Genomic DNA, 18,532 nt, shown 5'->3' on the forward strand with positions numbered 1-18,532 from the left:
GGAAGCTCAATTTCCACAAACGGGTGAAACTGCCCTCCGACACGTCACTCGGGCGGGTCCCGACAGAAATGAGTCAGACCCTGAGAACGCTGAGGAGAAACCCCGTATTCATCGCGTTATGCAGTCTAAAAGTTCGCATATACGCCGTATAGGCGCATAAAACTCCCGGTTTCATTTAAGGATTAAGGGCAAGTGAACCGTTTTGGGTTAAGCTTTCGAGGTCGATGAAAGCCGCCCACCTCCTGACCACCATCTCCGCCCTGAGCTTGACCACTGCCGGAGCCGCCACCTACACCGTTAAAGCCGGAGACACCCTCTCCCGTATCGCCGGGATATACGGCACCGATGCCGCCAGCCTCATGCGCCTCAACGGTCTGCGCAGCACGACCATTCAGGTGGGTCAGCGCCTGCAAGTCGGCTCGGGCTTTACCAAAACCAACACCGCACAGACGGCGAAAGCCCCAGCCGCCACCGGGGGCAGCCGCGTCTACGTGAACGCCGCTGCCAGCCGCTACCTCGGCATCCGCTACGTGCTGGGCGGCAATGGCTACGGCGGCATCGATTGCAGCGCCTACACCATGCGTGTGTTTCAGCAGATGGGCGTGAACCTGCCGCGCACCGCCGCCGCCCAGTGGGGCGTGGGTTACTCGGTGAGCAGCCGCAACCTCCAGGCGGGCGACCTGGTGTTCTTCAACACCACCGGGCGCGGCGTGAGCCACGTGGGCGTGTACCTGGGCAACGGCATGATGGCGAACGCCAACTCCTACTATGGCCGCACCGTGGTCGAGCCTCTGTTCAGCAACCCCTACTGGGCCAGCCGCTACCTCGGCGCCCGCCGCGTCATCGGCTAAGCGTCCAGCACGTCAGAGGCTTTCATCGCCCAGTTTGGCCTCATGACTTGGCCCCCGCCTGCAGCAGGTGGGGGCCTGTGCTTTTTGGGGGCGCTTCGGCTCCGGCAATCCAAGCAGCACACAGCCAAAAAAACCGCCCCGGCTCTTGACCAGGGCGGCTTTGTGTTGCGGGTGCGCTCAGGAGGCCCGGACGCTCATGCTGGCGCGGGGTTCGAGGGCGTAGAACGCCACCACCGCCACCAGGGTGCCCACCCAGCCGGGGGCGCTGCCGAGGTCGAGGGTAAACACGCGGCCCAGCACGGTGGAGCCGAGCTGTCCGCTGAGGGCTTCGCCCTGCTGCTGCGCCACGATGTTCCAGCCCACGATGGGTTCGCCCAGGAAACCGGTCACGCGGTCCACGCCACGCAGCACCAGCTTCTGCGAGCCGACGTTGCCGCGCAGCTCGCCTTCCTGCAGTTCGATGTTCACGCTCTCGGTGCCCACGCTGCCGCGCACGCCCCGGTCGGTAATTTCGAGTTCGATGTCCTTGCCGTGCAACTTGCCACCTGCGCGGCCCGAGATCTTATCGCCGTCGATGGCGCAGCGGATGTCGTATCCGTCGGCACTACCCAGGCGTCCTTGAATCAGGTCTTCCATAAGCGGAAGTATAGCGGGGCCGGGAGGGAACAGGTCTGCCGGTCATGTCATACGGATTCCGATTGAATCTGGTCGTTTCAGATTCAATCCGACTTGCAAAGCTGCGCAGCAGAGCGGATGCGAGTAGGAAAAAATACGGATTCTGCGATATGGATGCACAGGCGGCGCCTTCCCAACTGTACAGGCCCGACTGTGCAGGAATTAAGCGGAATCCGTATCAGGCGGCCCGGAAAGGGCCTCTCGCCCACCACCTGCGGCCACAGGTGCGCCCGCTGGCCGGGCGGGGTACGCTGGGCAGAACATGACCGCTCAGACTCTGGACGCCCGCTACCGGGCCGGGGATCCACGCGCCCTGGCCCGCGCCCTGACCCTGGCCGAGGCCGGTCTGCCTGCCGCCCGCCCCCTGCTGCGCGTGGCCCGTGAACGGGCAGGCCGCGCCATCGTCCTCGGCGTGACGGGCAGCCCCGGCAGTGGCAAGAGCACCCTGACCGACGCACTGATTCACGACCTGCGGGCGCGGGGCGAGCGCGTGGCGGTGCTGGCGGTGGACCCCAGCAGCCCCTACAGCGGCGGCGCGATTCTGGGTGACCGCATCCGCATGCTGCGCCACCACGCCGACGCGGGCGTGTTCGTGCGCTCGCTGGCGTCGCGGGGGGCGCTCGGTGGCCTCTCGCCCCGCACCATGCCGGTCCTCGCCCTGCTCGAAGGCGCGGGCTTCGACTGGGTGGTGCTGGAAACGGTGGGGGTGGGGCAGTCGGAGGTGGACATCGCTGCCGTGTGCGACCACACCCTGCTGGTGCTGACTCCGGCGGGCGGTGACGGCATTCAGGCGTTCAAGGCCGGCATCATGGAAATTGCCGACGTGATCGCTGTCAACAAGGCCGACCTGCCCGGCGCCGACCGCACCGTGCGCGAACTGATGGCCGCGCAGGGGCTGGGCTGGCACGACGAACACACCTGGTTCGCACCCATTCGCCGCACCGTCGCCAGCCGGGGGGAGGGCGTAGACAGTGTGATTGAGGCCGTGCGCCAGCACCGCGACCACCTGGGCGAGGCGGGGTTGCAACGCCGCCGGGAGCGCCGGGCCGAGTTCGAGGTCCGCACGCTGGTGCAGGAGCGCCTGCTGCAACGGGCGCGGGCGGCGGGGGCTGACCTCTACGCCCGTGTCGCCCGGGGAGAAGTGGACGCCGACGCCGCTGCGGACGAGTTGTTGCGCGGCTGATACGGATTCCGCTTAATTCCTGCACAGTCGGGAAAGCGCCGCCTGTGCATCCATATCGCAGAATCCGTATTTTTTCCTACTCGCATCCGCTCGGATTGAATCTGAAACTACCAGATTCAATCGGAATCCGTATGAGTCGCTGATGCTTACTGGCTGGGGACCGCCCCGCTTCTTCCGGCCATTCGGTTAAATTGAGCCATGACCGGGCAACTTCATGTCAGCAGCGAGTTCTTGCAGCGGGCGCTGGGCTTCGGGCAGGAGGGCGACCCGCTGACGGTGGGCATTTTCCCCGACGCCCTGCCCGACGATTTCCCCTTGACCTTGCCCGAATTGCCGGGGCTGCGGGTGCTGGGGAGTGTTCGGGGCGTGGCGACCCGCTGGAGCTTCAATCGGGGCAAATCTTTTTCCCCACAACAGCGGCAGTGGCGTGTCTTTCTCGATGTGGGCACGGCGCTGGACGAGACGATGGCGGACTTTCAGACGGCGCTGCTCTCGCAGGGCTGGGAGAGCGGGCGGGCCTTTGCCCAGACCTTCGTCGAAGCCGGGCAAACGCGCTGGCTGGCACTGAATCCGGCGCGGGGTTGGCAACTCGACCTGGCGGGGCGGGAGGCCGCTGGGGAGTCGGGAACCATGACCCAGGTCTGGCTGACCCTGACCGAAGCCGAGGCCCAGACCATCCGGCACCTGCTGGGCCAGCACGAGCCGCCCTTTGACCATGTCCATCTGCCCATGCCTTTGCTGCGGCTTCCGGCAGGCTGGCGTTCGCAGATGTCGCAGGGGTCGGGCGGAAGGGTGAGCAGCGAAGAATACGCTCTGCGTGGCCCCGGCGGTGCGGCGGCGCTGTGGCCGGTACTCTTGCCTCAACTCGCGGCCCAGGGCTGGGCGCTGCTCCATCACTCGGAGGACACTGCCCTGTTTCGCACGCCGCACGGCACCGGGCTGCTGAGCCTTGCCGAAGGTGAGGCCGCCGGGGACAGGGGAGAGGTGGCGGCCACCGTGGTGCATCTGGGGCAGCGGCGCCCGGTTTGAGCCTCCCGCCCTGTTGTCGGCGCGGCCCTGCCCCTACACTGCCCGTATGAGAGCACGTCGCCTGACCCCTTACCTTGTCGCTGGCCTCGTGTTGCAACGGTTGCTGGAAGTGCGTCAGGCCCGTGCCAACGAACGCTGGGCGCGGGAACGCGGCGCCGTGGAGTACGGCCAGGAACACTACTGGACCTTCTTCGTGCTGCATCCGGCGTGGCTGCTGTCGCTGCTGCTGGAAGGTCGGCGCAGTGGGCAGCCCGTCCACTGGCCCGCCCTGCTGCTGTTTGTGGTGCTGCAACCACTGCGTTACTGGGTGATGCACACGCTGGGGCGCTACTGGAACACCAAGATTCTGATCGTGCCGGGGGGCGAGCGGGTCACCGGGGGGCCGTTCCGGTTCGTCAGGCACCCCAACTACGTGGTGGTCGCGCTGGAACTCGCCGCCGCGCCGCTGGCGGTGGGGGCGTGGCGCACCGCCGCAGCCTTTACCCTGCTCAACGCCGCGCTGCTGCTGGGGCTGCGCATTCCCGCCGAGGAACGTGCCCTGGCCGAGTACCGCCGCTCAGGCTGAGGTCAGCCAGCGATCAGGCGCACGCCGCTCCACGTTCAGGCCGCGTGGGGTGTCGGCCAGTTGAAGCGCGGCCCGGATGACGGCGCCCGTCTGGGTCAGGCGCTGGCGTCCGCCCAGACTGGTGCGCTCCACGGCGGCGGCCAGCACCGGCACCGTCAGCCCCTGCGCCCGGGCCTGCTGCACGGCGGCGAGTTCGGCTTCTCCGCTTTCGAGTTGAGCGGTCACGAGCAGGGCTTCGCCGGTCACGGCCGTCTTGTCCCAGCGGGGCTGTCCCGTGCTCAGGTCGGCCCGCAGCAGCGGCACGCCGCGCATCTGCGCCACCTGCTCACCCAGCAGTTCGGCGCCCGGCAGCGCAATGACCGCGTCGAACTCGGGCAGCCGGGCGGCGAGCAGCTCGGACAGCGCGGCCCAGTCCTGGGCGGTCATCTGCCCCAGGTGCCGTTGCAGGGTGTCCTGGGGGGCCGGAAGCAGGGAGGTGAGGGACTCCCGAAAGGCAAGCGTCATGCTGCTCACCTTAACGAGTGCGGGGCGGGGCGAATGACGTTTTGTTTACCTAAGCGCCGCAGCTTTGACCCAGTTCAGAATTCTCGGTCCAGAATTCCCGGTTCAGGATTTGCGGCTCAGGATTTCCGGCTCAGGATTTCCGGCTCAGGAGGGTGGCCGGGCCATGCGGACGCAGTGCGCCACGTCTCGCCAGCGGGGAAGTACCCTGAGAGGATGTCCACGCCCACCCTTCCCGCCTCGTCTGCGGCAGTGGCCAGCCGCCACGGGGCCGCCATCGCCCTGGCCGTGACCGCCGGGCACTTCATCAACGACGCGTATGGGGCGATGCTGACCCCGCTGATGCCCGCGCTGCAAAGCAAATACGGCGTGAGTATCGCCGCCGTCACCTTTCTGAGCAGTGTCTACAGCCTGACCAGCAGCGTGCTGCAACCGCTGCTCGGCATCGTGGGAGAGCGCATCGACCGCCGTTACGCCGCCGCGCTCGGCCCGCTGATGACGGGCATCGGCCTGACGCTGATGGGCTTCGTGCCCTGGTTCGGGGCGCTGGTTCTGCTCGTGGCGGTGGCGGGCTTCGGCTCCGGGTTTTTTCACCCGGCGGGCGCGGCGTATGTGGCGCAAAACAGCCCCGCCGACAAGCGTGGCCTGTGGGCCAGCCTCTTCAGCGCGGGCGGCACCGGGGGCATGGCGCTCGGCCCGGTGTTCGCGGGGGTGGGGCTGACGCATCTGCCCTGGTTCGCGCTGATCGGCGCGGTCATCGCCGCCGTGACCTTCGCCGTCACGCCCAGCGGGGTGCAGAAGGCCAAGCGGGTAGGGCTGGCCGAATACGTCGGCATTTTCCGGGGGCCGCTGGTGTGGCTGTGGGGCATGGCGGTGCTGCGTTCGCTCGCCAGCATGGGCTACAACGTGATGCTGCCTTTCATGCTGCTCGCCAGGGGCTTCGGCGCGCGTGAAGTCGGCCTGACCCTCGCCGTGTACTCGGTGGCGAGTGCGGTGGGCGGCATCGTGGGCGGACGCTACAGCGACAAATATGGCCGCACGGCGGTGCTGCGGGCGGCCATTCTGAGCACCATTCCCTTTTTCGCCGTCCTGATTCTGTCCAGTCCTGCCGACTGGTGGTTTTACCCGCTGACCTTCCTGGTCGGGGCCGCCGTCAACGCCAGCATTCCGGTGGGTGTCGTCACCGCGCAGGAGTACGCGCCGCAGCATGTCGCCGTCGCCAGTTCCATCATGATGGGCTTTTCCTGGGGCGTGGCCGGGGTGCTGGTCTTTCTGGTGGGCGCGCTGGCCGACGCGACCACGCCGCAGACCGCCGCCCTCGCCAGCCTCGCCCTGCTGATTCCGAGTGCGCTGATTGCGTACCGCTTGCCGGAGCCGCAGAAGGTGAAGTTTGAGGCGTAGAGAGCTGTCTAAGGGTCTAGAAGCCATCCGGAAAATCTCAGAGGCTCTGAGGTCTTGGGATTGCAGGCCGGTAAAGAGCCGATTCCACCAACAAGGAATGAACTATTTCGAGTGGCAGCCGAATTTCCGGATGGCTTCTAAAGGTCGAAGGGTCTAAGGAAAGTGGTTACGCCTATCCTTAGACCCTTCGACTCTTAGACCCTTGGACCTACCGCCTTGCCCGGTAGCGCCGAATCAGCGCGTTCGTGCTGGAATCGTGGGTCAGCTCCGGCTCGGCCTCGGCTTGAAGCTCGGGTGCGATTTTGCCTGCCAGCACCTTGCCGAGTTCCACGCCCCACTGGTCGAAGGAGTTGATGTCCCAGACGGCCCCCTGCACGAAGACCTTGTGCTCGTACAGGGCGATGAGCGCCCCCAGGATGCGCGGGGTGAGCTGGTCGGCCAGCAGGGTGGAGGTGGGGCGGTTGCCCTCAAAAACGCGGTGGGGGGCGATGTCGGGAGCCACGCCACCTTCCAGCACCTGCTCCAATGTTTTGCCGAACGCCAGTGCCTCGGTCTGCGCAAAGACGTTCGCCATCAGGAGGTCGTGGTGCGGCGGCAGGGGGTGATGAGAGCGGCAAAACCCGATGAAGTCGCAGGGAATCAGTTTGGTGCCCTGGTGAATCAGTTGGTAAAAGGCGTGCTGGCCGTTGGTGCCGGGTTGCCCCCAGACGACTGGCCCGGTCTGGTAGTCCACCTCCGCGCCGCCGAGGGTCACATGCTTGCCGTTGCTCTCCATGTCGAGCTGTTGCAGGTAGGCCGGGAAGTAGGCGAGGGACTGGTCGTAGGGCAGCACCGCGAGCGTCTCCGCGCCGAAGAAGTTGTTGTACCAGATGCCCAGCAGCCCCATCAGCATCGGCAGGTTTTCCCCGGCGGGCGCGGTGCGGAAATGCTCGTCCATGTCGTGGAATCCGGCGAGCAACTCGCGGAAATGCTCTGTCCCCACCGCGACCATCACGCTCAGGCCGATGGCGCTGTCCATGCTGTAGCGGCCCCCCACCCAGTCCCAGAAGCCGAACATGTTGGCGGTGTCGATGCCGAATTTCTGCACCGCTTCGGCGTTGGTGGATACGGCCACGAAATGCCGGGCAATGGCGGCTTCGTCTTTCAGGCTGCTCAGCAGCCAGGCCCGCGCCGAGTGCGCGTTCGTCATCGTTTCCTGGGTGGTGAAGGTCTTGGAACTGACGATGAACAGGGTCTGCGCGGGGTCGAGGTCGCGCACCTTTTCGGTCAGGTCGGTGCCGTCGATGTTCGACACGAAGCGCACGGTCAGGTCGCGCTGGGCGTAGGGCCTCAGCGCCTCATACGCCATCACCGGGCCGAGGTCCGAGCCGCCGATGCCGATGTTGACGATATTTTTGATGGGCTGCCCGGTAAAGCCCAGCCACTCCCCGCCGCGAACCCGCTCGGCAAAGTCGCTCATGCGCTCCAGCACTTCGTGAACGTCGGGCACCACGTTTTTGCCGTCCACCTCAATCACGGCGTCACGCGGCGCACGCAGAGCGGTGTGCAGCACGGCGCGGCCCTCGGTCACGTTGATTTTCTCGCCCGCGAACATCGCGTCACGTTTCCTTGCCACGCCCGCCTCGTCCGCCAGCGCCAGCAGCCGCCGCAGCGTCTCGTCGGTCACGCGGTGCTTGGAGTAGTCGAGGTACAGCCCGGCCCCCTCGGCGCTCAGGCGCTCGCCGCGCTGCGGGTCGGCGGCGAACAGGTCGCGCAGGTGCAACCCCTGCACCTCGTAGTAGTGGTCTTCCAGGGCTTGCCAGGCGGGCAGGTCGGTCAGGCGGCTCATGCGGGCAGGATACGCCGCCGCTGTCAGGATGAGGGGCGCTTCAGTGCATCGAAGTGCACCTCTGTGCTGAGACACTGAGTGAAACGAGAACGCAAAAAAGAGCTGCTGGTGGAAGTGGAGGGGTTCGGGCGCTTGCCCTCTTTTTCCGAGCAGGGCAAGTCAAAGAAAATATGGAGCGAAGGAGACGGCGGCGCTTTCTGGGATCTCCGAAGAAGGACTCCGTCTCGTATCAATTGACGCTGAGGTCGAATTCCCACTCGAAGGAGCGGCCCCAGGGCAGGGCAGCGTCTCTGAGGTCGTACACCTGCCCCAGCCGCAGCGGAAAAGAGGTGTGGGCGAGGCGCAGCAGCGCTTCCCGTGCGGCGGGCGCGTTCATCTCCTTTTCGGGAATGACTTTGCGCAGCGTCGCCCGCACCTCGGCGCTGTAAATCACGTCGTTGGCGTACTCGCGGGCGAGCAGGGCGTCTTGCCGCACCGGGTCGGCCCCCGAAAGCGCGAGTTTGGCGTGGGCCAGCGCCGTGCCGAGGTTGTTGCCGGGCGTGCCCCAGGCGGCCAGCGCCTGCAAATTGGCGCTCTGGCGCAGCGTTTGCAGGTCGCGCCACATTCGGGCGTTGCCCATGTTGACGCTGCCCACGTCCGCCACCCCCACCGGCCCGCGCCGCAGCAGGGCGCTCACCCGCAGCGCCGCCTGCCGGGGGTCGCCGCCGTTGTAGACATAGACGGTCAGGTCGGCAGGGCCGCTGTCCGTCACGGTAAAACCGCTCGCCTCGGCATGGTTTCTGGCGCTCTGGGTCAGGGGAATGCCCTCGTACTTGATGACCTGCTCGGCCCTGGCGGGGTCGCTGTACTCGAAGCGCACGGTCTGCGGCTGCGGAGCCAGAGCGCGGGCGACCAGCATGGACGCGACCTCGTCGGCTCCGGGGTAGACACGCACGTTGGCGGGGGCCTCGGCAGCCAGCGCCGCGCCTTCCGCCGGAGCGGGGCTGCCGGGCAGGGCGTCGTCCCAGGCGATATGCAGCTCGGTCAGGTGGCCCTGGCGTGCCCACGCCATCACCTCGCGCACCACCGCCAGATTCCGCGCCCGGTCGGCAGCGTCCGGCTCACGCGGCAGGGTGATGAAGGCGTAGACCGGCTGCCCGGTGCGGGCCGTCCAGTCTTTCAGCGGGGCCAGATGCGCGAGGGCCTGCGCCGCACTCAGTGGACTGTTGCGCGACTGCACCAGACCGCCATACGCGAGGGCGTCGAGCGAAACGACCAGCGGCCCGTCCGTCGGCTGGGCGCGGAGCCAGTCGCTCAGGGCGGCGGGGTCGGCCCCACGTGCCGCCGTGCCCAGCAGAGACGCCGGGGGCAGGTGCGGCGTTTTTCCGGTCAGCCCCGCTATCTGAGCAGGCAGGGTGCGGGTCGCTGGGCGTGAGTCGAGGGGCAGCAGGGTCTGGGCCTGCGCACTGGCAAGCAGCAGGGCCGCGAGGACGGGCAAAGGGCGCATGGGCCGAGGCTAGCGGCGGGGGATGAGAGGTCGGCGGGCAGCCGTTAAAACGTGAGTTCGGGAGAAGACGCCCTCTGGCACGTTGATGATGGATGATGGTTCCGCTTCGCTGATGGGTGATGGCAAAAGAGCGGGAGCCGTGGGCTATTGCCACAGCTCCCGCTCTTCTCATCGTCAGAACTTCAGGGTGTACTCGGCAAAGCCGTCGTCGCGGGTCTTGACGTAGCTGGCGCCCGTCGGCAGGAACTTCTGCGCGGTGGGACTGCTCGACACCAGCAGGGTCACGCCAGGCACGGGCGTCAGCTTCCAGTTGCCGTCGGCGGCAGGGTTGACCGTCTGCTGCTGCTGAAAGTAGCCGATCAGGGCCTGCCGCGTTTCGTCGGGCGCTTGCAGGACGATGTTCGTGCCGTCCAGACCGGGGAACTTGCCGCCGCCCGAAGCGCGGTAGTTGTTGGTGGCGACGACGAACTGCTGCGCGGGGTCAATCGGCTTGCCCTGGTACTGGAGGTTCTTGACGCGGCGGGCGTTCTCGTTGGCGACCTTGCCGTCCGCGCCGTAGCGGGAGGGCTGGGTCACGTCGATTTCGTAGGTCACGCCGTCGATCACGTCGAAGTTGTAGGTGGGGAACGACTCGTCCACCAGCGCCTGCGGCTCGGTCTTGGTGGGGTCGATCTGCTTGAACTGCCCCGCCGAACGTTCCAGCCACTCCTGCACCTGTGCGCCCGTGACCAGCACGGCCTGCACGGTGTTGGGGTACACGTAGAGGTCGGCCACGTTCTTGATGGCGAGCGTCCCGGCGGGAATGTCGGTGTAGTAGCTCGCGCCGGAGCGGCCCCCGGCCTTGAAGGGTGCGGCGGCGCTCAGCACGGGGAGGTTCCCGTACTGGGTGTCCTTCAGCGCATTTTTGACGTAGGCGGCCTGGGCATTGCTCACGAGCTGCACGCTGGGGTCGTCCTGCACCAGCGCCCAGTAGGAGTTGATGGGAGCCGTCAGGTCGGCGACCTTGCCGCGCACGTAGGTCAGGGTGCCTTCGTGCTGGGTCTTGACCGCGCTGGCGATGGCGGCGCTGGGCTGCACGAGGCTCTTTTTGGCGGCCTTGTCCCAGATGGGGCGCAGCGCGGCCTGGCTGTCCACCACGTTCCATTTCTTGCTGGCGGGGTCGTAGCTCAGCTTGAGGTCAATCACGCCGAGGTTGTTGCCCCAGAAGCCGGGCATGGTGCTGGGCTTGCCGCCGATGGTGCCCTTGGCGATGTCCGCGCCCGTCACGTCCTTGTAGGTCGCGCTGGGAAATTCCTGGTGGCTGTGACCACTGAGTACCACGTCGATGCCGGGCACGCGGGTCAGCGCCGCGCCCGCCGCTTCTTGCCCCACCATGTACTCGCCCCGGTCGATGCCGGAGTGGTTCAGGGCGATGATGATGTCGGCGCCCTTCGCCTTCATTTCGGGGACGTAACGGTTGGCGGCTTCGAGGATGTCCACCGCCTTCACTTTGCCTTCGAGGTTGGCCTTGTCCCACTGCATGATCTGCGGCGGCACGAAGCCGATGATGCCCACGTTGACGACGGCGGGGCGGCCCTCCACGTCTTTCATCACCTTGCGCTGAATGACGTAGGGCGTAAAGCGCGGCGTGCCGTCGAGGTTTTGCACGTTGGCGCTGACATACGGCATCGGGGCCGCTTTAAGCACCCGGTCGAGGAAGTCCAGGCCGTAGTTGAATTCGTGGTTGCCGAGGGTGGCCCCGTCGTACTTCAGGGTCTGCATGGCGCGGTGCATGGGGTGCATTTCGCCCGCCTTCAGCGGCTGCACGCGGGCCACGTAGTCCCCGAGCGGGTTGCCCTGAATCAGGTCGCCGTTGTCGAACAGCAGGCTGTTGGCTTTTTCGGCGCGGGCCGCCGTAATCAGGCTGGCGGTGTATTCCAGGCCGAATTCACCGGTGGGCTTGTCCTGGTAGTAGTCGTAGCCGAGCGCGTGCGTGTGCAGGTCGCTCGTTTCCAGAATGCGCAGGTCGACGGTCTGAGCACGCTGGCCCTGCATGGCGGTGCAGCTGGAAAGAAGCAGACCGGTCAGAAGAAGCGGAAATTGTTTCACGCCCCGCAGCATAGACGGCGAGCGTCAGCCGGCGATAAGGCAAAGTTCACAACCTCGCCGCCAGCTTGCCGAACAGCGCCGGAACCTCGGGCCGCGCCCCGCCGTTGACCCAGCCAAAGCGCAAATCCTGCACGCTCCCTCCCTCGCCCACGCCCACGCCGTCAGGGAAATGACGGCTCAGGTCTTGGCCACCCGTCACCTCCGCCGCGCCGGGGAGTGCCTCCAGCGCCCGCTCCACATCCGCCGGGTGCCCGAAGTGCATCAGGTGAACCGTGCCGCTCTCCTCCCACACGAAGCGGGCCGACGTGGGCGGCAGCCCGGCCAGCGTGCCCGGCGCGGCCACATGCCGCACGCTCAGGCCGGGGCGCAGTCTCAGCGTGACCTCCAGCGCCTGCCCGAGTGCGCCGAAACTGCCCACGAAAGGCCGCGTCAGGTCGTAGCCCTGCACATTTTTCACCGTGCGCCCGCCCGCCTTCACGATGCGTCCACTGGGAGCGCGGAAGGTCACGCCCAGCACCTCCGCCCCGAAAAAGAAGTTCTGCCCGAAGCCCCCGCGCGACACGAGGCCGCCCACCCCGCCCGGCAACTCCACCGGCGGAAACGGCGGATAAAGGCCGGGCGGCAGCGCCGCGTACACGTCCAGCAAGGGAGTATCGGCGCTGACGGTGAGGGTCTGGTCGCCGGGGGAAATGTTGATGGTGGATGGTTGATGGTTGATAGAGGCGTGAGCGTCAGCGTTTTTGTCTTTTTCCATCAACTATCACCTATCCACCATCAACATCTCCGGCAGGATTTTCCCCGGATTCAGCCGCTCCGCCGGGTCGAGTGCCCTTTTCACGTCCCAGAGGGCGGAAAGTGTCACGGGGTCGACGGCGTCGCGCATGAAGTCGCGTTTCATGGTGCCGATGCCGTGTTCGCCGCTCAGCACGCCGCCGTGCCGGATGGCGACCAGGGCGATTTGATGGGCGAGGTCGTGGACGGCGGCTTCGTCCTCGGTGCGCGGGTCGAACATGATGTTGGGGTGCAGGTTGCCGTCCCCGATGTGTCCGAACTGCACCAGATGAAACGGGCTGGCGTCGCCCAGGGCGCGGATTTCGCGCACCACGTCGGGCAGGGCGCTGCGCGGCACCACGATGTCCTCGTTCATGCGCTGCGGCCGGATGCGCCCCAGTGCGGGCGAGATGCTGCGGCGGGCCTGCCACAGCGCGTCGGCCTCGGCGGGCGTGGCGGCGCGTTTGACGGTGCCCCCGGCGGCCTCGCACGCCTGCGCGACCAGTTCCAGCTCGGCGTCCACCATCGCCGGGTCGTCGCCGTCGGTGTCCACCAGCAGCACGGCCCCGGCCTCGCGCGGCAGCCCCAGGTGCAGGTAGTCCTCGATGGCGTTGGTGCAGGCGGTGTCCATAAATTCCAGCTTGGACGGCACCGCGCCCGCCGCAATCGCGCTGCTCACGGCCTCGGCGGCCTGCCCGACTTCCGCGAAATGGCACATCAGCGTGCGGGTAAACTTGGGCGGCGCAATCAGGCGCAGGGTGGCCTCGGTCATCAGCCCCAGCGTGCCCTCGGAGCCAATCAGCAGGCCCGCCAGGTCGTAGCAGTCGCGGGTCAGGCGGTGAATGTCGCCGTCCGTATCCACGAATTCCAGCGCCTTCACATAATCGCCCGTCACGCCGTACTTGAAACACATCGGCCCGCCCGCGTTCTCGCCGAGGTTGCCGCCGATGGTGCTGGTGCGAAAAGATGCGGGGTCCGGCGGATAGGTCAGGCCGTGGGGCTTGGCGGCTTCGCTGACCCGCAGCGTCACCACGCCCGGCTGCGCCACCGCCTCGCGCCGTTCGGGGAAGATGCGGAGGCCCGTCATGCGGGTAAAGCTGACCACCAGCGATTCCTGCAAGGGCGTGACGCCTCCGCTGAGGCCACTTGCCGCCCCCCGCCCGATGATGGGCACGCCCGCCGCCTTCGCGGCTTTGACGGCGACCACCACATCGGCGGTGGATTCGGGCAGCACCACGGCCAGTGGAGTGACGCCGAACTGAATGGCGTCGTAGCGGTAGTTCAGGCGCTCGGAGAGTCGGGTCAGAACCTGGTGGGGCTTGAGGGCGCGGAGCAGGTCGGTGGTGAGGGGTGAGGGGTGGGTGGTGGTCATCCTGTTTCCCATTGCGCCAGATTGGGTGGCACGGGAGGCGTCAGCCGCAGCTTCATGTGGGTACTGTAGCAAGCCTGGACAGGGCCGCAAAAAAGCAGGCACCCAGGCAGGGAGAGTCCGGCTGTAAGGAAAGGGTAAGGGCCTGGATGTCAATTTTAGGCCAGAATCGTCTAGCATCCTGTCCTTATCGCCTCCCCTTGTTTTCAGTCCGCACTTGCCAAGTCCAGCATGGAGTTCAGCATGAACGTACCACACATTTCCTTTACATTCGCCAGAACAGTTCAGGCCAGCAAGCCGGGGCGTCCGTTCCTGAAGGTTTTGCTCGCGGGCCTTCTGCTGGGGGCCTCCTCCACGGTGCAGGCGGCGGCTTATGCCACGGGCGGTACGGGGAAATATAAGTCGCAGATTCTGTGGTTGACCTGGGGCGGGGGAACGAACGGAACCAACAATACAACGCTGACCAATGGGGCCACCACGACAGCCACGGTTCCCGTGTATGGCGTGAATATGGTCGTAAGCTGTAGCTTAAGCGGCATAGGTGGCGGAGGTATTACCTCCTATGCACCAGGCGGCTGGAAAGATGACGGCCTCGACAACCTCTATAACATCGGTGGTCTGGGTACGAGCAATACCTTGGTCAATGGTATTCGGACCGCGCAAAGCGGGTTGTCCAGCAACTTTACCGTAACTTGCTCCGCCACTCTGGACGGTAAGCCTTACGGCCTCCCCGGATTGGTGGTTGCCGATGCCGAATCCATGGCGGGAGCGGAGTTTATCAAGGCCACGGCGGATGGCACCTGGCAAGTGATGGAGCGCCTGACTTGTGGGACACGAGAGTACAACGCCGAGCTTACGAGCGATTCCAAAACCATTACTTTTTCTACGCCAACTGAAGGGGATTGTAACGCAGTTAACGAATCGGGGAGTGGTTCTAATGCACTGGGTCTTACATTCCTGACTTTCAACTCCTCAGCCTATACGGGTGCAAATCGCCAGATTACTTTTGATGTGTCTATCAAAGGTAGAGGTCTAACAGCGGTCGCTCTTGGAGTTCTGGCCCCCTATCTTGACTCAGGGGATGCTCCAAGCAGTTATGGCGGAGTGGCTCATTTTTACCCGCCTGCACTGACTGCCGACGGCCTTTCTGCGGGGGCAAAAACCTCTATTACCGCTGCCAATTTTCAAGTCAGCACCCTAAACACGATTCCTGCCACCAACAAACTGGGAAATCAAGAAGACCCTGACGGAACTGGTCTAACGGGTAATACGGCGGCGACCACAGACGATACGACTGGAGCCGATGATGAAGACGGCGTGAACGCTTCTGCTTTGCCTGTGCTTAATGTTAAATCTGTAGGAAGCTATATCGTTCCCGTGGCCTGCTCTGGCACAGGCACTGTAAAGGGCTGGATTGATTTTAATATCAACGGGATATTTGATGCGGGTGAGTCGGCGCAGACAACCTGTGGTGGAGCTGGTTCGACGGTCAATCTTACCTTCCCCATCCCGGCTGATATCAAATCGGGCCAGTCTTATCTGCGAGTTCGCTACGCGACAAATGCCGCCGAACTGGCCCTTCCGTCGGGGATTGCCACCTCCGGCGAGGTCGAAGATTACGCACTGGCTATCTATACCCAGGTTACCCTGACCAAGACCTGGGGGGCCTTGGCCGTGACAGGAAATCAAGTCGATCTCAATATTTCTGGCGGTGGCCTAAGTACCCCGCAGACCAAGACTGTTACGGCAAAAGCGTCAGATAAGACTCAGGCATTCGTTATTGGTGGAACATCAGCCACGGTTGGTGAGTCTGGTGGACAAGTAAATGATTATCTGGCAAGCATTACTTGTAAAAAGGTATCTGATGGCACAACTTTGGTCACAGGTGCAGCAGGTGCGACCAGTGCCACTTTTACCGTTCCACGAGACAGCAACATCGACTGCACGATTCACAATGAATTACGCTTGCCCAATGTGCCTCAAATGAAAAAGTATGTCCGTAATCTGCCCAACGGGGCTTTCGGGACGGCGACTCACGCTCAGCCCGGTACTATTTTGCAATACTGTATCGCCTTCCAGAATACGGGAAATGGGCCAGCCAAAAAGTTCAAACTCACCGACGCCTTCCCAGCAAATACAAGTGCTGCTTATCCTAATGGCAGTACCGATACAGCCAAGTGGAACTTGACTTACTCGGCATCAGGCGCTGATTTGACGGGAAGGACGACTGCGCCCACCGCCTCTGCCTTGCCTGCGGGCGCAACTTTGACGGTTGGTTCTGTGGCCACGGCCACTCCAAGCGGAACAAGCCAGGGCATCATTCTCGATCTTGGGGCCGCTGGGTTGCCAGCTGGCGGCACAGGTACCGTCTGTTTCGACGCCAAGATTAACTGAGGACGTCGAACTTTACCTTCCACATTTTCGGGAAAGAACCGAAACTGTTCCGCAAACGGCTCTGCAAGTCCCTTCCCAGTTTGACGTGCCTGAGCGTCCTTACAGTTCCCCCCGATAAGCCAGATCCAGAACCTCCACCGTGTGCATCACCGGCACCGGGCTGCCCTGTCGCCGCACATGGCTCTGAATCTGCGTGTGGCAGCCGATATTTCCACTGGCAATCAGGTCGGGCGTGGTGGACAGGATGTTTTTCGCCTTGCGCTGACCGAGTTGCGCGGCCAGTTCGGGCTGTTCGAGGTTGTACGTCCCCGCCGAGCCGCAGCACAGGTCGCCTTCGGGAATCTCGGTCAGTGTCACGCCGGGAATGGCCCGCAGCAGGGCGCGGGGCGCGGCCTTGATTTTCTGCGCGTGGGCGAGGTGGCAGGCGTCGTGGTAGGCGATGTTCAGTGGCTCCCTGGTCGGCATGAACGGCTGCAATTCGCCGTCCCGCAGCAGCCCGGCCAGATACTCGGAGATGTCCTGCACCTTCGCGGCGAACGCCTGCGCCTGGGCCTCGTCGGGCAGACCGTGCAGCACCACCGGATATTCCTTGAGGCCCGCGCCGCAGCCCGCCGCGTTGGACAGAATCGCGTCGTAGTCGTCGGGGTCGAAGGCCCGCAGGTTGGCCCGCACCAGCCGCAGCGCCTCCTCCCGCGCCCCGGTGTGCAGCGCGGCGGCCCCGCAGCAGCCTTGCCCCTCGGGAATCACGACCTCGATGCCGTTGCGGCTCAAGACCCGCAGGGTCGCCGCGTTGAAGTTGGGCGTCAGTGCCTGCTGGGCGCACCCGGCCAGAAACGCCACCCGGCCCCGGCGCTTCCCTCTGGCGGGCGTGACCCTGGGCTGCGGCTGCATGGCCGGAACGTGTTCGGGCAGCAAATCCAGCGGAGAACGCAGGGCGGCGGGCAGCGCGGGCGCGAGCGGCTTGGCGAACTGGCCCACGCGGGCCGCCACGCTGAACAGTTTGGGCGCGGGCAGGGCTTTCAGAATGGCGTAGCGTTTGGCCTTATCCAGTGGTGAACGCTCCCGTTTCGGTTCGCTCCAGCCGCGAAAACTGGTGATCAGTTCGCCGTAGGGCACCCCGCTGGGGCAGGCGGTCACGCAGCCCTGGCAGCCCAGGCAGCGGTCGAGGTGCGGGGCGGCGTCCTCCAGTTCCAGCGCCCCTTCCAGCACTTCCTTCATCAGCACGATGCGCCCGCGTGGGCTGTCCATCTCGTCGCCCAGCAGCGCGTAGGTGGGGCAGGCAGGGAGGCAAAAGCCGCAGTGGACGCAGGCGTCTATCGCGTGGGCCATCACCTCCCCCTGTGGGCCGATTTCGAGGGCGGGAATGTCGTGGTTCATAGGCAGAGGATAGGCCGCGCCGCGTCCGGAGGGGGAGCGGAGGTTAGGGGAGTGCAGCCGCCCCTGCCCTTACCCCTCCAGCCGCCCCGACTGCCGCAGCAGGGCCAGCACGCCCGCCGCGATTTCTTCCACGCTGGCGCTGGTCGTGTCTTTGGAGGGAATGCCCAGCCGCGCGAACAGGGTATTGGTGCGCCGGACCTCGTACTCGCACTGCTCGATGCTGGCGTACTTGCTGCCCGGCTTGCGCTGGGTGCGAATGGCGTGCAGCCGCCGGGGGTCGATGGTCAAGCCGAACAGTTTGTCCCGGTGTGCCTGCAGGGGCGCGGGCAGGCCGTCGCGCTCGAAATCGTCCTCGGCCAGCGGGTAGTTGCTGGCGCGAATGCCGTGCTGCAAGGCCAGAAAGAGGCTGGTGGGCGTTTTTCCGGCCCGCGACACGCCGACCAGAATCACGTCGCTCAGGCCGTATTGCCGGTCCCCCACGCCGTCGTCGGTGGCGAGGGCGAAATCCAGCGCCTCCATGCGCGAGAGGTACGCTTCGTTGTCCTGCATGTCGTGGTGTCCGCCGGCTTCCAGCCTGGGGGCCTCGGCAAATTCCTGTTCCAGAATCCGCAGGTTCTCGGTCAGCAGGTCGAACACCTGTGCGGGCGCGGTTCGCAGCGTGTTCAGCACGTCGGGGTGAATGGTGGTGGTGAAAATCAGTGGGCGCTCGCCCCGCGCGGCCAGGGTCTCGGCCTCGCGCACCACGCTCTGCGCGGCGGCCATGTCGGTGGTGAAGGGTCGGCGCAGGTAGCGGAGAGGCTGCGCGGGAAAGTGCGTGAGCAGCGCACGGGCGATGTTCTCGGCGGTCAGGCCGGTGTGGTCGGACACGATGAACACGGGACGGGACATGCCACAGCCTGACATGTCCACCTCACTCAGACAAACCCCCGCGCCCCCGCGTCTGCACTCGGTTAAACTTGGGTGGTAAGGCAACACAAATCCCCCCAAGCGGCGCGGCGTCTCAACCCACGCCAA

The 18,532-nt window shown here is 65.4% G+C and carries 16 protein-coding genes; 7 read left to right on the forward strand and 9 right to left on the reverse strand.

All coding sequences use genetic code 11. The annotated features are described in order from the left end of the window. Positions 1-224: 224 nt before the first annotated feature. Positions 225-851 carry a C40 family peptidase gene (locus tag G6R31_RS02500; protein WP_017869394.1) on the forward strand — a complete coding sequence of 209 codons (627 nt, stop codon included), beginning with the start codon at positions 225-227 and terminating at the stop codon, positions 849-851. A 177-nt stretch (positions 852-1,028) separates the two neighbouring features. Here G6R31_RS02500 and G6R31_RS02505 read toward each other — a convergent pair whose 3' ends face one another. Continuing rightward, positions 1,029-1,487, reverse strand: coding sequence for a hypothetical protein (locus G6R31_RS02505; protein ID WP_017869393.1), 459 nt, complete (start codon positions 1,485-1,487; stop codon positions 1,029-1,031). A 301-nt stretch (positions 1,488-1,788) separates the two neighbouring features. Between G6R31_RS02505 and meaB the strand changes: the two genes are divergently transcribed. From meaB to G6R31_RS02520, 3 genes are all read left to right on the forward strand, one after another. After that, positions 1,789-2,709: a methylmalonyl Co-A mutase-associated GTPase MeaB gene (gene meaB, locus G6R31_RS02510; protein ID WP_017869392.1), complete on the forward strand. Its 921-nt coding sequence runs from the start codon at positions 1,789-1,791 to the stop codon at positions 2,707-2,709. Between the two features lie 198 nt (positions 2,710-2,907). Continuing rightward, entirely contained in the window at positions 2,908-3,738 is an 831-nt protein-coding gene (locus G6R31_RS02515; protein ID WP_017869391.1) for a hypothetical protein, read from the forward strand. A 46-nt stretch (positions 3,739-3,784) separates the two neighbouring features. Then, positions 3,785-4,303 (forward strand): isoprenylcysteine carboxyl methyltransferase family protein, encoded by a 519-nt coding sequence (locus G6R31_RS02520; RefSeq protein ID WP_025566854.1) that lies wholly within the window; start codon positions 3,785-3,787, stop codon positions 4,301-4,303. Here G6R31_RS02520 and G6R31_RS02525 read toward each other — a convergent pair. Next, positions 4,295-4,807, reverse strand: a complete 513-nt coding sequence (locus G6R31_RS02525) for a hypothetical protein (protein ID WP_017869389.1) — start codon at positions 4,805-4,807, stop codon at positions 4,295-4,297. The two genes, G6R31_RS02520 and G6R31_RS02525, sit on opposite strands and share 9 nt — an antisense overlap. A 213-nt stretch (positions 4,808-5,020) precedes the next feature. Here G6R31_RS02525 and G6R31_RS02530 point away from each other — a divergent pair, with 213 nt between their 5' ends. Beyond that, complete coding sequence (locus G6R31_RS02530) at positions 5,021-6,205, forward strand: MFS transporter (protein ID WP_017869388.1); 1,185 nt, start codon at positions 5,021-5,023, stop codon at positions 6,203-6,205. 208 nt (positions 6,206-6,413) lie between these two features. Here G6R31_RS02530 and pgi read toward each other — a convergent pair whose 3' ends face one another. After that, positions 6,414-8,033 (reverse strand): glucose-6-phosphate isomerase, encoded by a 1,620-nt coding sequence (gene pgi / locus G6R31_RS02535; protein ID WP_017869387.1) that lies wholly within the window; start codon positions 8,031-8,033, stop codon positions 6,414-6,416. A 78-nt stretch (positions 8,034-8,111) separates the two neighbouring features. Here pgi and G6R31_RS02540 point away from each other — a divergent pair, with 78 nt between their 5' ends. Then, positions 8,112-8,270: a hypothetical protein gene (locus G6R31_RS02540; RefSeq protein ID WP_161617823.1), complete on the forward strand. Its 159-nt coding sequence runs from the start codon at positions 8,112-8,114 to the stop codon at positions 8,268-8,270. Here G6R31_RS02540 and G6R31_RS02545 read toward each other — a convergent pair. From G6R31_RS02545 to G6R31_RS02560, 4 genes are all read right to left on the reverse strand, one after another. Beyond that, entirely contained in the window at positions 8,263-9,519 is a 1,257-nt protein-coding gene (locus G6R31_RS02545; RefSeq protein ID WP_025566851.1) for a DUF4127 family protein, read from the reverse strand. The two genes, G6R31_RS02540 and G6R31_RS02545, sit on opposite strands and share 8 nt — an antisense overlap. Before the next feature lie 174 nt (positions 9,520-9,693). Next, positions 9,694-11,619 (reverse strand): 2',3'-cyclic-nucleotide 2'-phosphodiesterase, encoded by a 1,926-nt coding sequence (gene cpdB, locus G6R31_RS02550; protein ID WP_017869385.1) that lies wholly within the window; start codon positions 11,617-11,619, stop codon positions 9,694-9,696. 34 nt (positions 11,620-11,653) lie between these two features. Beyond that, the gene (locus G6R31_RS02555; RefSeq protein ID WP_017869384.1) at positions 11,654-12,361 is read right to left on the reverse strand and encodes a DUF5639 domain-containing protein; all 708 of its coding nucleotides are present in this window, start codon (positions 12,359-12,361) and stop codon (positions 11,654-11,656) included. Positions 12,362-12,367: 6 nt separating this feature from the next. After that, positions 12,368-13,750, reverse strand: coding sequence for an FAD-binding oxidoreductase (locus G6R31_RS02560; RefSeq protein ID WP_017869383.1), 1,383 nt, complete (start codon positions 13,748-13,750; stop codon positions 12,368-12,370). A 240-nt stretch (positions 13,751-13,990) separates the two neighbouring features. Here G6R31_RS02560 and G6R31_RS02565 point away from each other — a divergent pair, with 240 nt between their 5' ends. Beyond that, entirely contained in the window at positions 13,991-16,141 is a 2,151-nt protein-coding gene (locus G6R31_RS02565) for a CshA/CshB family fibrillar adhesin-related protein (RefSeq protein WP_161617821.1), read from the forward strand. A 99-nt stretch (positions 16,142-16,240) separates the two neighbouring features. Here G6R31_RS02565 and glcF read toward each other — a convergent pair whose 3' ends face one another. Both glcF and G6R31_RS02575 read right to left on the reverse strand, forming a co-directional pair. Next, complete coding sequence (glcF, locus tag G6R31_RS02570; protein ID WP_017869382.1) at positions 16,241-17,518, reverse strand: glycolate oxidase subunit GlcF; 1,278 nt, start codon at positions 17,516-17,518, stop codon at positions 16,241-16,243. A gap of 69 nt (positions 17,519-17,587) precedes the next feature. Next, positions 17,588-18,406, reverse strand: coding sequence for a pyruvate, water dikinase regulatory protein (locus G6R31_RS02575; RefSeq protein WP_017869381.1), 819 nt, complete (start codon positions 18,404-18,406; stop codon positions 17,588-17,590). Positions 18,407-18,532 lie beyond the last annotated feature (126 nt).

The sequence above is a fragment of the Deinococcus wulumuqiensis R12 genome, assembly GCF_011067105.1.
GTDB classification, from domain to species: Bacteria; Deinococcota; Deinococci; order Deinococcales; family Deinococcaceae; genus Deinococcus; species Deinococcus wulumuqiensis.